The sequence below is a fragment of the Schaalia sp. lx-260 genome (genome assembly GCF_021083645.1).
Taxonomy (GTDB): Bacteria; Actinomycetota; Actinomycetes; order Actinomycetales; family Actinomycetaceae; genus Pauljensenia.
In genome coordinates, this window is the sequence record NZ_JAJNRQ010000002.1 from 176,260 (window position 1) to 190,459 (window position 14,200).

9 protein-coding genes are annotated in these 14,200 nt (G+C 47.0%); 6 read left to right on the forward strand and 3 right to left on the reverse strand.

The window, feature by feature from the left end:
• The first annotated feature begins 13 nt into the window (after nt 1-13).
• Nucleotides 14-2,107: an excinuclease ABC subunit UvrB gene (uvrB, locus tag LRP57_RS02775; RefSeq protein ID WP_231204908.1), complete on the forward strand. Its 2,094-nt coding sequence runs from the start codon at nt 14-16 to the stop codon at nt 2,105-2,107.
• Between the two features lie 125 nt (nt 2,108-2,232).
• A complete protein-coding gene (locus tag LRP57_RS02780) occupies nt 2,233-3,015 on the forward strand; it encodes a CDP-alcohol phosphatidyltransferase family protein (protein WP_231204910.1) in 783 nt (260 codons plus the stop codon).
• Here LRP57_RS02780 and LRP57_RS02785 read toward each other — a convergent pair.
• On the reverse strand, nt 2,972-3,862 hold the full coding sequence (locus tag LRP57_RS02785; protein WP_231204912.1) for a hypothetical protein: 891 nt from the start codon (nt 3,860-3,862) through the stop codon (nt 2,972-2,974). The genes LRP57_RS02780 and LRP57_RS02785 overlap by 44 nt on opposite strands.
• 300 nt (nt 3,863-4,162) lie before the next feature.
• Between LRP57_RS02785 and LRP57_RS02790 the strand changes: the two genes are divergently transcribed.
• The 4 genes from LRP57_RS02790 (at nt 4,163) to uvrA (ending at nt 11,490) form a co-directional block, all read left to right on the forward strand.
• Nucleotides 4,163-5,170, forward strand: coding sequence for a TerC family protein (locus tag LRP57_RS02790; RefSeq protein ID WP_231204914.1), 1,008 nt, complete (start codon nt 4,163-4,165; stop codon nt 5,168-5,170).
• 81 nt (nt 5,171-5,251) lie between these two features.
• The gene (locus tag LRP57_RS02795; protein ID WP_231204915.1) at nt 5,252-7,633 is read left to right on the forward strand and encodes an HAD-IC family P-type ATPase; all 2,382 of its coding nucleotides are present in this window, start codon (nt 5,252-5,254) and stop codon (nt 7,631-7,633) included.
• Nucleotides 7,634-7,735: 102 nt separating this feature from the next.
• Nucleotides 7,736-8,560: an alpha/beta fold hydrolase gene (locus tag LRP57_RS02800; RefSeq protein ID WP_231204917.1), complete on the forward strand. Its 825-nt coding sequence runs from the start codon at nt 7,736-7,738 to the stop codon at nt 8,558-8,560.
• A gap of 65 nt (nt 8,561-8,625) precedes the next feature.
• Nucleotides 8,626-11,490, forward strand: a complete 2,865-nt coding sequence (gene uvrA, locus LRP57_RS02805; protein ID WP_231204920.1) for an excinuclease ABC subunit UvrA — start codon at nt 8,626-8,628, stop codon at nt 11,488-11,490.
• Nucleotides 11,491-11,567: 77 nt separating this feature from the next.
• On the opposite strand, the gene LRP57_RS02810 is transcribed toward uvrA, so the two are convergent.
• Nucleotides 11,568-12,275: an SDR family oxidoreductase gene (locus LRP57_RS02810; RefSeq protein WP_231204922.1), complete on the reverse strand. Its 708-nt coding sequence runs from the start codon at nt 12,273-12,275 to the stop codon at nt 11,568-11,570.
• Nucleotides 12,272-14,185: an AMP-dependent synthetase/ligase gene (locus LRP57_RS02815; RefSeq protein ID WP_231204924.1), complete on the reverse strand. Its 1,914-nt coding sequence runs from the start codon at nt 14,183-14,185 to the stop codon at nt 12,272-12,274. Before LRP57_RS02815 ends, LRP57_RS02810 begins: the two co-directional genes overlap by 4 nt.
• Between the last annotated feature and the right edge of the window lie 15 nt (nt 14,186-14,200).

Below are 14,200 nucleotides of genomic sequence, written 5' to 3' on the forward strand. Positions count from 1 at the left end.
TACCGTTGGAGAGGTGACGAACAAACGTATTCTTCGCAGCGAACACCCTTTTCGCGTGGTTTCAGAATATTCACCTTCAGGAGATCAGCCCCGAGCTATCCGCGAGCTTGCTGCACGGATACGTGACGGGGAAACTGATGTGGTACTCCTGGGAGCAACCGGCACAGGAAAATCAGCGACAACTGCTTGGCTGATTGAAGAACTCCAACGGCCCGCCCTCATCATGGAACCAAATAAAACACTTGCAGCACAAATGGCAGCAGAATTTCGTGAATTACTGCCGAAAAATGCAGTGGAATATTTTGTGTCGTATTACGACTATTACCAGCCAGAAGCCTACGTGCCGCAAACTGATACGTACATCGAAAAAGATTCCTCGATCAACGACGAAGTCGAACGCTTGCGTCACAGTGCTACAAACTCATTATTGACTCGACATGATACGGTGGTTGTATCTTCTGTTTCGTGCATTTACGGTTTAGGTACACCTGAAGAATACGTAGCACGCATGGTGGAAATTGAACGCGGAACTCTCATTGATCGGGACGCGCTTTTACGTGAATTTGTGGCCATGCAGTACGTCCGAAATGATATGTCTTTTACACGCGGTACGTTCCGTGTACGTGGTGACACGGTGGAAATCATTCCTGTATATGAAGAACTTGCTGTTCGTATTGAATTCTTTGGTGACGAAATCGAATCCTTAGCTTTACTGCATCCACTGACTGGCGATGTCATACAAAATGTCGATCACGTGTATCTTTTTCCTGCCTCACACTACGTGGCCGGTGAAGAACGAATGAAAAGGGCAATCGCTTCTATCGAAGAAGAATTGGATGAACGCCTGACGTGGTTTGAGTCGCAAGGAAAACTCCTTGAAGCGCAGCGATTGCGTATGCGTACAACATTCGATCTCGAAATGCTACGTGAAATAGGTAGTTGTGCTGGAGTGGAAAACTATTCACGCCACATTGACGGTCGTGATGCGGGGAGTGCCCCTCACACATTATTGGATTATTTTCCTGAAGATTTCCTCCTCATTATTGATGAATCGCATGTCACCGTCCCTCAAATTGGTGCAATGTTTGAAGGAGATGCTTCACGTAAACGTGTTCTCGTAGAACACGGATTCCGTTTACCTTCTGCGATGGATAATCGTCCTTTACGTTGGGATGAATTCGTTGAAAGAATCGGACAAACCGTGTACCTGTCAGCAACCCCAGGATCCTATGAACTGGATCGTTCTGATGGTGTTGTTGAACAAATTATTCGCCCCACAGGCCTAGTGGATCCCTTGATTGTCGTCAAACCAACGCAAGGGCAAGTGGATGATTTACTTGAACAAATCCGTTTGCGAACCGAAGCAAGCGAACGAGTCCTCGTCACAACACTCACGAAACGTATGGCCGAGGACCTGACAACATATCTGGCTGAGCGTGGTGTCCGTGTTGAATACTTACATTCAGATATTGATACTTTGCGTCGAGTAGAACTACTCCGTGAACTTCGTCAAGGCAGTTTCGATGTTTTAGTTGGCATTAACCTGCTGCGTGAAGGATTAGATCTTCCTGAGGTTTCCCTAGTATCTATTTTGGATGCGGACAAAGAAGGCTTCCTTCGTTCAACGCGTTCCTTGATTCAAACAATTGGTCGTGCCGCGCGAAATGTATCAGGGGAAGTGCATATGTACGCTGATACAGTGACCGATTCTATGCGGGCAGCAATTAACGAAACGCAACGTCGCCGTGAACTCCAAATCGCTTTTAATGCGGAACACGGGATCGATCCACAGCCACTCCGTAAGAAAATCGCTGATGTCACAGATATGCTGGCACGTGAGCAAATAGATACAGAAACACTGATAAAAGCTGGGTATCGTCAGGAAAAGAAAACGCGTTCTCAAGCCGCCAATAAGCATACTGATGCAACAGATCGTCGATCACAGCTTTCGCAACGTGCTCAAGGTGATCTCATAGACCTCATTGAAGAACTTTCTGAACAGATGCGCACAGCAGCAACACATTTGGAATTTGAGTTGGCAGCTCGTTTACGCGATGAAGTTGCTGAACTTAAGAAAGAACTACGTCAGATGAAAGAATTCGATTAATCGCATTCCCGGTGAAGATTATGTCTGACCGTAGCCTCCTATATGCGTGCCTCTATCCAATACGTAATCTGTACCCTATGATTGATATGTTTTGACTACCTCAACTGCGATAGAGGAGAACACGCGTGACTGAGGGTAAAAAGCATAAGGACTACACTGAATTATCAAAAGGTCAGTGTTTTGCTCGTAAATGCGCAGCCTGGGGTGTTCATGCTTTTACGATGACCGGTGTCATGTGGGCGGGGCTCGCTATGCTTGCACTGGTTCATGAAAGCCCATCTTTAATGTGGATGTGGCTGGCAGTGGCACTGATAGTCGATGGTATTGATGGGACACTCGCGCGGCGAGCCGATGTTACTCGTTGGGCACCTCATTTTGATGGTAAAGCACTCGACCTGATCGTTGATTACCTGACATGGACATTTATTCCCGCTGCCTTCATGTACCTGCATATCCCCCTGGGGCCACCGTGGGCAGCAATGCTTATTTTCGTCTTGATTTGCACATCATCCATGTTCTGTTACTGCAACACAGCAATGAAGACGCATGACTTCTATTTCATGGGATTCCCCGCAGCATGGAATGTTGTAGCAATCATCATGTGGATTATGCACACCGGCCCGGTTATCAACATTATTTTCTGCGTGGTTTTGGCAATACTGACGCTTATGCCAATTACTTTCGTTCACCCATTCCGTGTGGGAACTCTTATGCCGGTTAATATCGTAGCCGCGGTTTTATGGGTAGGAGGAACGATTTATTTGATAAGTACCTACCCGCAACGGCCGACACTTGTGCATATTCTGTGGTGGGTTGGTGGTATCTGGCTGATGCTTATTAGCGCATGGCGTAGTACTCGCGAATTTATTCACTACCGTAAAGACGTTCGAGACGACGTTCCTGCCTAAAACGTAAGGCTTCAACAGAAAAACTCCCCACAATCATGACGGTCACTGTAATGGTGACTGTCAGGGGATAATCACTGCCATGTGTCCAAAAATAGAAGTAGGGCGCAAGGAACGTAATAATCGCAATAAGGGTTCCCGCCAGACGCTGGCGGATGCGTTTACTTGTCACCATTGCCAGAACACCCCATGTGTACGGGATAGCTGTTACTACGTCAATCAGCCATAAAACAAGTATGCTGCCATGAAATTGTGGAACAAAAATCACTGGAAGTGCGCGTAAACACGAATAAATAAAGATTGCCGCATATACCCAGGTACGAGGATCACGCACAATGCGCATAGGCAAAGAAGAACGACGTACAGGCACGTGATGTTCGTGCAGCAACAACCGTAATCTTACGGGAGTAGAACTCACATCTACACCGCTAAGCCTACGAATTGCGTGAGAATTCTTTGAAAGATAGAAGGAAATCATCTTATATACGTTGATTCCCCAAGAAGTTTTTTCCTCATTCAGCGGCGTAATAAGTGCTGGATAACGTTCAAGCAAGTCACTTATACGTTCACAGGAGGCTTCAGAGAAAACCCATAATAATTCATGACCTTCAATGGCTTCACGCAAGCGATGAACAAAAGCATCCTCATCATAAAGGTCGCTCACGTTAATTTCTTTAACCTCACGTCTACCAAGTTCAGCTAAACGATTGACTCCTGCTGCACGACATACCGCTGAGGGAATTAACGGCCTCGTCATCGCCTGCAAACGTAGGGGAGCAGTAGGGGAGCCAAAGAAAGCATCCTTTACTGCCATCCATATGGCAGAGGGCGAAGTTATTAATGAAGCCATAAACGCTAGTCTATCGGCTGAATCCACATAAGCTGCTCAGGGAATGCCCCGAGTTGTCCCTCATACACCTGCATTTTCAATCACAAAGGGTATACGTGGTTATAACCACCTTTTTTGATAAGGCACTCTGTTCATTTTATCGCTAGTATCTATCACCGAGGGGAGTAATCCCAACAAGTATGGTGCCGTCAGTACGGTAGTAAGCCCTTGCCTAGGGTTTTACCCGGTGTCATCGCCTTTAAATAAAAGGTGGGAACAGACCTCGTTTAACTCCCCGTACATGAGAGGTCCCATTTTTCAATGGATGTTCATTTTCTTGGATGGTGCGCTCTTGCTGCCGTTATCGTTGTCCTTGTAGCAGTTGATATTTTCGGTCATATACGCACTCCGCATGCTCCAACTTTGCGTGAAGCTGCATGGTGGTCACTGGGGTACACCCTTTTAGGCTTATCATTCACTTTCGTTATTTTCTTTGTGTACGGGCCACAGTATGCCGGTGAATATATTGCCGGATTTTTAACTGAAAAATCACTGTCGCTAGATAATCTTTTTGTTTTTATCATCATCATGGCTTCTTTCCATGTGCCACGGGAATACCAGCAAAAAGCATTACTATCGGGAATTGTTTTAGCCCTTGTTTTCCGCCTTCTTTTCATTTTGTTAGGCGCAGCACTGGTTGAACGTTTCTCTTGGGTTTTCTTTATTTTTGGCGCGTGGCTTTTATGGACTGCATGGAGCCAACTCGGTGAAACCCCATCCTCAACAGATGACGAGGAATACCATGAAAATCGTTTTGTCCGGACAGTCCGCCGCGTATTCCCTGTAACAGATGGCTTTATGGGGCAACGATTCCTCTACCGTCATGGCGGAAAAACATACCTTACTCCCATGCTGCTTGTTGTTTTCGCTTTGGGGTCGGCTGACATCATGTTCGCATTTGATTCAATTCCTGCGATCTTTGGTTTAACGAAGGAACCTTATCTTGTCTTTGCGGCAAACGCTTTTGCTTTATTAGGACTGCGGCAACTCTACTTCCTCATTGGCGGTTTATTGGAACGTCTGGTGTACCTGAATTATGGGCTTGCTGCGATCCTTGGATTTATCGGTATTAAGCTCATCTTCCATGCTTTGCATGAAAACACCCTGCCTTTCATTAATAACGGTCAGGGAATCCATTTCGTTCCCGAATTTGGAATCGCTTTTTCTTTGACCTTTATCCTTACCGCCATAGCTATCACAATTGCTGCTTCCATGTGGAAAGTGCGTCGAAGTGCCGAGCATATAGACTCCTCAGAGGAAAAAGAATAAATAAAAACAGCGAAACCGTATTGGACATTCCTGTGCCATGAGACCCCGGAGTGCTACCGAATGAAACCAAAGGATGACCATATGAGCGATCAAGAACATGTTTATGCGGGTTTATCTGAACAAGACGTTGCACAACGCGTGCAGATGGGGCAAATAAATACGGTTTCACTCACTACATCGCGCTCACTCGTATCAATTATCCGAGCAAATGTTTTTACTCTTTTTAACGGCATATTGACCGTTGCAGCACTCATCATCCTCATATTCGGGCACGTGCAGGACGTGGTTTTCAGTGTTGTCATGATCGTAAACGCCGCAATCGGTATTTTTTCTGAGTGGCGATCAAAACGAACATTAGATGCTTTAGCAATTGTGGACGCGCCGCGAGCACATGTACGCCGGTCGAATGGGATCCATGAGCTAGGTATCGAAGAAGTTGTTCTCGACGACCTCATTGAAGTGGCTTTAGGCGATCAAATTTGCGCAGATGGAATCCTGCTGGAAAGCCAGGGGCTTGAAGTAGACGAATCCATGCTCACAGGTGAATCGCGGCCTGTACGTAAAAAAGTGACAGATCAGGTTTTGGCAGGAACTTCCGTTGTTGCTGGTAAAGGTCTGATACGTGCGACCGCTGTTGGTGAGGACCTTTATGCTCAAGGAATAGCTCGCCAAGCACGTGAATTTTCGGTCGCTGTGTCAGAAATACAGACTGGTGTGAATCATGTTCTTCGGGCTATTTCATTAGCGATCCTGCCGATTGTCGTTGTCACAGTGTGGACACAAACACGGATAGTAGGTGAAGGATTCCATGGCACATGGGCAACAGCACTTGTTCTTGCTGTGGCAGCTGTTGTGGGAATGATTCCGCAGGGTCTAGTTCTGCTGACATCAATGAATTTCGCAATAGGCGCGGCAGCATTGGCTCGAAAAAATGTTCTTGTGCAAGAACTTCCTGCCGTAGAGATTCTTGCCCGTGTTGATGCCTTATGTTTGGATAAAACAGGCACATTAACGACAGGTGGTATCCGTGTTTCTTCTGTTCTGACAGTGAATTCACAGTATGCGGAAAAGGATGTGCGAGCAGTACTTACGGCGCTCAATGTCGATTCTACGAATCCTACTGCCGAGGCTATAGCGCAGTATTACGCAGATGAAAAACCACTAACAGATCCTCAACATACGGTGGTGGCTTTTTCTTCTGCACGTAAATGGTCAGCGTGGTCAGCACCTACGCATGGTACGTGGATATTTGGTGCTCCTGAACTTGTGGTCACACAAACACAAGTATTAGAACAGGTATCTGCTATTGCTGATACCGGACGTCGAGTAGTTGCGCTCGTCCATGCTGATGAACAAATATTGGGGGAAGAACTTCCTGCCACACGGCAAGCTGTTGCTCTTGTCATCCTTGAAGAAGAACTTCGTGATGATGCGCGTGAAACTTTGCAGTGGTTTGCCGATCAGGAAGTGCGTGTCCGCGTCATATCAGGTGATAATCCACGTACAGTTGCGGCCCTCGCGCATCAACTTGGCCTGATGGGACCTGATGGTCAAGCAGCACGAGCTTGTGATGCACGTGATCTGCCGGCTGATCTGCATAGCCAAGAATTTATTGAAGCAATTCGTGACCATGATGTATTCGGGCGCGTGACACCTGAACAAAAACGTGCGATGGTTTCTGCCCTACAATCAGAAAATCATTGTGTGGCAATGACTGGTGACGGTGTTAATGATGCCTTAGCTCTGAAAGAAGCAGACCTTGGTATCGCAATGGGTAACGCCGCACGTGCCTCAAAAGCAGTTGCACAGATAGTCCTACTGGATGGTCGTTTCTCACAGTTACCGGAAGTTGTTGCTCGGGGACGGCGAATCATCGCCAATATGGAGCGAGTATCTGCCCTGTTTTTTGCCAAAACAACATACGCAACGGTTTTGGTGCTTTTAACAGCATTATTATCGTGGCGATTCCCTTTCTTACCGCGTCACTACACGTATATTGGATCCTTGACTATCGGTATTCCGGCTTTCTTTATTGCTTTAGGGCCTAATACTCGGCGTTATATATCAGGTTTCTTGAGCCGTACTCTGAGTATGGCTTTACCGGCTGGTTTTATTATGGCGTGCGCTGCTTTGGGTGTGAACTGGTGGATAGGTGGAGGAAGCCCTCAGGCAGCAACTGCAGCGACTGTGACAATGATGGCGGGTGGGCTGTGGCTGCTTTCAATCACTGCGCGTCCGTTGGTTCTCTGGCGTGTCATTCTTTTAGTTACTGTAGCGGGGAGCGCAATTGGTGGAATCCTTTTACCACCTACGCGTGCTTTCTTTGCGCTTATGTGGCCAACGCCGGATACATGGATGGTGATTCTGTTGGTTTCACTGTGTGAATGTGCGCTTATTGAAGTGGCCTACCGGCTGAATATGTATATCGCACATCGTAAGGATTCCCTCACACAACGCATGTGAAGGTCCTTTCCTGCGCAGAGTGTATAAATGTGCAGAGGGCTTTTTCTGAACCCACTGCGATTACCCTATTGTTTTTCTGTACCCTCAGGCACAATAGAACATGTGGATACTCTCTGGAAACCTGCTCTGACATATGCAACTTGCGCTAACGGTATGAGCTGTGAACACGAAGATTCTAGTCGGCCAACGCTTGTACTAGGACATTCTTTAGGATCAAGCCACCGGATGTGGGATGAGCTGCTTCCGCTGCTGACACCGTGGCTTCAGGTTTATACCTATGATCTGCCAGGACATGGCGATTCTCCATCGGCCACTGACAAGCTACAAATGAAAGATATTGTGTATGGGCTTGCGGCTGCTCTTGATGAACAGGAAATCGATGATATTCACATTGCCGGCTTATCTTTTGGGGGCCTTGTTGCTTTATCAGCACCGCATTTTTTGGGTGAACGAATCCGCTCAGTCACAACAATGGCTTCGGGACCCTCTGCGGGCTCACCGACCCTGTGGCATGATCGGGTGAAAAGTGTTGAAGAAAACGGAGTAGAACCTCTGATTAATGACACGATGATTCGCTGGTTTTCTGACGTATTTCGTCAGGGAAGAGGCGCGGCTCGTGTTCAGGATATTGAGCGAATATATGCCGAGTGCGATCCGCAGGGCTATATCCAATGTTGCGATATTTTAGGCTCAACGGATGCAAGACCATGGTTATCAGAGCTCACAAGCCCTGTCCTTGTGATGGCTGGTTCTGAAGATGCTGGTTTTAATGCAGAAGCATGTCATGAACTTGTTCAACATATGCGCGACGTGAATCCTGCGCAAGATATTCACTCCCTTGTTATCGGCGGTGCGCGACATATGCTCGCCATAGAATATCCGCATCTTGTTGCCGGTGCGCTTATAAATCATGTGCTCACGGCCTAAGTAATAGCACCGTGGAATAGAACACATGTACGACGTGTGGGAATATGAGTCGCTAAAATAAAAGAGTGCATAATGAGCTGATCGTCCGCGGTGCGCGGGAACATAACCTGAAAGATATCAATGTTGATTTACCTCGTGATTCACTGATTGTTTTTACAGGGTTGTCAGGTTCGGGAAAATCATCGCTTGCTTTCGACACTATTTTCGCTGAGGGACAACGACGTTACGTTGAGTCCTTATCTTCTTATGCGCGTCAGTTTCTGGGGCAAATGGATAAACCAGATGTTGATTTTATTGAAGGCTTATCGCCGGCTGTTTCTATTGATCAGAAGTCCACATCACGTAATCCTCGATCAACTGTTGGCACAATTACTGAAATACATGACTACTTGCGTCTTTTGTATGCGCGTGCAGGTATAGCTCACTGTCCGCAATGCGGTTCACGTATACAAGCACAAACGCCTCAGCAAATTGTGGATCGTGTACGTGCTCTCGAAGAAGGCACACGTTTCCAAGTTCTTGCACCTGTAATACGTGGACGTAAAGGTGAATACCATGATCTCATACAGGAATTACAGCAACAAGGTTTTTCGCGTGCCATCATTGACGGGGAAATGATTCGTTTAGAAAATCCTCCGACACTAGAAAAGAAACTGAAACACACCATTGAAGTGGTGATTGACCGCTTAGTAGTCCGCGAAGGGATACGTCGGCGTCTCACCGATTCAGTTGAAACAGCTTTACGTTTAGCTGATGGGTTAGTCATCATTGACTGTGTTGATAAAGATGAGGATGATCCGCAGCGCCGTCGTCGCTATTCAGAAAAACGATCTTGCCCTAACGATCACGTCTTGTCGTTAGACGAAATGGAACCGCGTACCTTTTCTTTTAATGCACCCTATGGTGCGTGTCCGGATTGTACTGGTCTTGGTATGCGTTCAGAGGTAGATCCGGAACTTGTTGTTCCTGACGAAGAATTGAGCTTAGCGCAGGGGGCAGTGAGCGTCTGGCCAGCTCATAATAAATATCATGCACAATTATTGGCCTCTTTAGGAAAAGAATTAGATTTTGATGTAACGACTCCGTGGAAAGATTTAAGTACGGAAGTTAAAGAAGCCATACTTTTTGGCCGAAACTATGAAGTAAAAGTCAAATTTCGTAACCGCTGGGGACGTGAGCGCAGCTATACAACAGGTTTCGAGGGGGCTGTTGCTTATATTGAACGTAAACTCAGTGAAACAGAATCGCAGATTGTCACAGACAAGCTGGATGCGTATATGCGTGAAGTCCCGTGTCCAACCTGTCGTGGCGCACGTTTACGACCAGAAGTTCTTGCTGTCACCGTCGGTGGTTTATCCATTGCGGAGTTATCAGATTTATCAATTGCTGAAGCCCGTAAGCATTTGACAGATCTCGCATTAGATGGGCGATCTTCAACGATTGCTGCTCCAATTCTGACGGAAATATACGCCCGTCTTGATTTCCTACTTGATGTGGGATTGTCCTATCTGACGTTGTCACGTTCTGCAGGAACACTTTCCGGAGGCGAAGCGCAGCGCATTCGTTTGGCAACACAAATAGGATCAGGACTTGTTGGTGTTCTTTATGTTTTAGATGAGCCTTCTATCGGTTTACATCAGCGTGATAATCGTCGACTTATACACACACTGGAAAAACTACGTGATTTAGGTAATACATTAATTGTTGTCGAACATGATGAAGAAACGATGGAGGCCGCTGACTGGATTGTTGATATTGGGCCTGGTGCCGGTGAGCACGGAGGATGGGTAGTGCATTCAGGGACCCTCGACGATCTGCGTCGTAATAGACGATCAATAACAGGGGAGTATTTATCTGGTCATCGCCGCATTGAGCTTCCTCGTGAGCGTCGTCCTGTTGATCCTCAGCGTATGGTGACAGTAAAAGGCGCACGTGAACATAACTTGGATAATGTGACGGTTTCATTTCCCCTGTCATGTTTTACTGCGGTCACTGGTGTTTCTGGTTCAGGAAAATCCACATTAGTCAACCATATTTTGTATCGTTCTTTGGCTACACGCCTGAATGGTGCGCGTTTAGTTCCTGGGCGACATCGCTCTGTTGTGGGGACAGAAGCCTTAGATAAAGTAGTACACGTCGATCAGTCACCTATTGGCCGTACTCCGCGCTCGAACCCAGCTACCTATACAGGCGTGTGGGATCATATTCGACAACTATTTGCTCAAACTCAAGAAGCAAAAATGCGTGGCTACGGTCCTGGTCGTTTCTCTTTCAATGTCAAAGGTGGGCGCTGTGAATCATGTAAAGGTGATGGAACACTACGCATTGAAATGAACTTCCTTCCGGATGTTTATGTTCCTTGTGAAGTGTGTCATGGCGCGCGCTATAACCGTGAAACATTGGAAGTGCTGTACAAAGGTAAGAATGTGGCAGACATATTGAATATGCCTATTCTTGAAGCTGCTGAGTTTTTTGCGCCGGTGAGTCGTATTGCCCGCCACCTGAATACTCTTGTTGAAGTAGGGCTGGGATATGTACGTTTAGGACAATCAGCTACAACACTTTCAGGTGGTGAAGCACAGCGCGTGAAGTTAGCCTCAGAGCTACAGCGCCGATCAAATGGTCGTACCGTGTATGTTTTGGATGAACCCACAACAGGTTTACATTCGGAAGATATACGCAAATTACTTCTTGTCTTGCAATCTCTGGTGGATAAAGGCAATACAGTGATCGTCATTGAACATAATCTTGATGTGATTAAATGTGCTGACTGGATTATTGATATGGGACCTGAAGGTGGTTCAGGTGGTGGGCATGTTGTTGCTGAAGGTACGCCTGAAGATGTTGCCTTGGTACCAGAATCTTTCACTGGACAGTATTTAGGCGAGATTCTGCGAAAAGAACAAGAACGCACCCAAAATCAAGAGTAGTTTCCCAATTTTTAGCCGTCCCCGCACACCTACAGGTAACGCGGGGACGGCTCAGAATTTCTCCAATAAAAGGGGAGCTACTTTGGTTCTGTCGTACGAATACGCAGCTCATCCACATTCATTGTGTGAGGGAAAGAGACAGCAAGCCTTACCGTGCGGGCCACCTCAGCAGGAGGCATATGGTCAGCCGAATTGTACGTGTCACCCGCTGCTAAACACAGATGCTTTTGCATGTCAGTGTCAATACGACCAGGATGTATCGAGCATACTCGGACCCGCCCGCGTTCTTCTTCACGTAAACACTCAGTGAAAGCACGTAAAGCCCATTTTGAAGCGCAGTAAGGAGTATCACCTGCATAGGCTCGAACCCCAGCACCAGAATTAATAGTGATAACCAAACCCTGTGAAGCGCGTAATAGAGGCAAAGCTAGACGCGTGAGGTCTGCAACTGCTATCACATTTGTTGCAAGTATCTGCGACCAATCTTCATGGCTCGCATGGGCAACGGTTCTGCGTGCAGCCACACCTGCATTATGAATGAGTACATCCAAAGGCAGTCCTAAATTCTCAAACTGAGCATACGCACGTTTAAGTTCTTCAGGAATAGTGAGATCCGCAATGAAAGGTGAAGCACTGGGGAAAGAATCCACGCAAGCACGTACTTGAGCTTCGTTACGACCACCAATAACGATGTGATGGTCAGTACTGAGCTCTTGCGCAATAGCTAAACCCAGTCCTCGTGTAGCACCCGTGATGAGGGCAACAGGGCGGTCTTTTGTGCTCATCGGTTATTTTCCCCTGCCGCGTACAAAGCATCTACTTCAGCAGCAAAATCGCGTAAAACAGCTCGACGTTTCAGTTTGAGCGAGGGTGTTAAATAGCCATTTTCCACAGTAAAGAGCACATTAACAATACGGTAACGGCGAATTGATTCAGCGCGGGATACTTTACGATTTGCTCGCGCAATAGCCCGTTCCAAAGATTCACGTACTTGCGGCAAATCAGCGGCTTTCGCAGGATCAACGTCAGGCAAACCTTTACTCGCTAACCAAGGCCCCAACATTTCACTATCTAAAGAAATCAATGCGCCGATATAAGGCTTCTGATCGCCCACAACAATGACATGCGAGATTAAAGGGTGGGTTTGTAAAGAGTCTTCAAGGACCTCAGGAGATACGTTCTTTCCTCCCGCTGTCACAATGAGTTCCTTTTTACGACCCGTGATACGAAGGTGCCCAGAATCATCAAACGCACCCAAGTCACCACTACAGAACCAACCATCTACGAAAGCTTTTTCTGTTTCTTCAGGAAGATTGTGATACCCAGAAGTAACAGATACGCCTTGAAGGAGGATTTCCCCATCAGGAGCAATACGGATCTTATTTCCAGGCCACGGGAATCCCACACAGTCCGGTGGGAAATCTTCTGGTATTTCAACTGTAATAGGTCCAGTTGTTTCCGATAACCCATACCCTTGTAAGAGGGTAATCCCAAGTCCCCTGTAAAAATGCGCTAAATCAAGGGCTAGGGGAGCACCTCCCGAAATAATGGTGTGTAAATTCGGTCCAAGAACAGCTTTGACTTTACGTAAAGCGATAGCGTCTGCAAGTTTTTTCCGCAGACGTAAGCTCACAGAAGAACCAGGGGACGCATGAGTTGTCCCATCATTAACCACTGAAGTATCGGCGCTAATTCCGCTGACACGATTCGTATGTTCAACCTGTTGCGGTGTGACATAGGCATTCGCTTGAGAGGTTTCGCGTGCTTGCTGTGCTGCCCACGAGAAAATAGTGCCTTTGAGACCACCGCCGGCTTTAGTTGAAGCCGCGTTATAGACCTTCTCAAGAACACGGGGAACAACAAGGAGCATAGTGGGTTTGAATGTGGAAATATCTGATAGGAGATTTCGGGTATCCGGCGAGAAAGCAATACGGCCCTGCCCAGTAAGAACTGCGTACATAACGAAGCGTGCAAGTACATGAGCAACCGGTAAAAACAGCAAGGTACGTGACTTTGGCTCATTGATGAGCATAGGCAGGAAATCATGAGCCTGCACAAAGCTTTCAATGAAATTCCCATGCGTGAGAACAACACCTTTTGGACGGTTTGTTGTACCTGAAGTGTAAATAATAGTTGCAACATCGTGAAGGCCTACACGGTGAGAACGTTCTTCCACTTCCAATGGGGCGATACTTTTTGCAGCAGTTGCGATCTCCCGCTCAGCACCGCGATCGAGTGACAGTATTTGCCGTAGTTTCGGTGTGCGTACAGATTCCACAAGATCAGCTTGCTGTGATGTGGCTGTCACAACCATAGTGACATCAGCATCTTGTAGGATATGTGCTATTTGTGCAGCGGAGTCTGTTTCATAGATTGGAACAGTGATCGCACCACATGATAATGCTGCAAGGTCAAAAAGCGCCCATTCGTAGGAAGTCGGTGCCAAGATAGCGAAATGTTCGCCTTCGCTAAGGCCAAGGCCGATGAGCCCACGTGCCACATCTTCAACGTGACGTGTGAATTCATTAATGGAGACTCTGCGCCAGCCACCGACATCGGTACGCCGTTCAATAGCTATTTGCCCTGGATGCTCCTCAGCACGTTGAAGGAGCATTTTTGGTAGATTCCAGCGTGGATCCACTGTACGTGTTGCAGTATTTTCCCATGTAGTATCGTCGAGTCGACGCAGAGCCATGAGTTTTTCCTTTCC

Coding starts and splice junctions, on each gene's coding strand:
- LRP57_RS02785 (WP_231204912.1), bottom strand. CDS start 3,862: ATGGCTTCATTAATAACTTCGCCCTCTGCCATATGGATGGCAGTAAAG.
- LRP57_RS02790 (WP_231204914.1), top strand. CDS start 4,163: ATGGATGTTCATTTTCTTGGATGGTGCGCTCTTGCTGCCGTTATCGTT.
- LRP57_RS02795 (WP_231204915.1), top strand. CDS start 5,252: ATGAGCGATCAAGAACATGTTTATGCGGGTTTATCTGAACAAGACGTT.
- LRP57_RS02810 (WP_231204922.1), bottom strand. CDS start 12,275: ATGAGCACAAAAGACCGCCCTGTTGCCCTCATCACGGGTGCTACACGA.
- LRP57_RS02815 (WP_231204924.1), bottom strand. CDS start 14,185: ATGGCTCTGCGTCGACTCGACGATACTACATGGGAAAATACTGCAACA.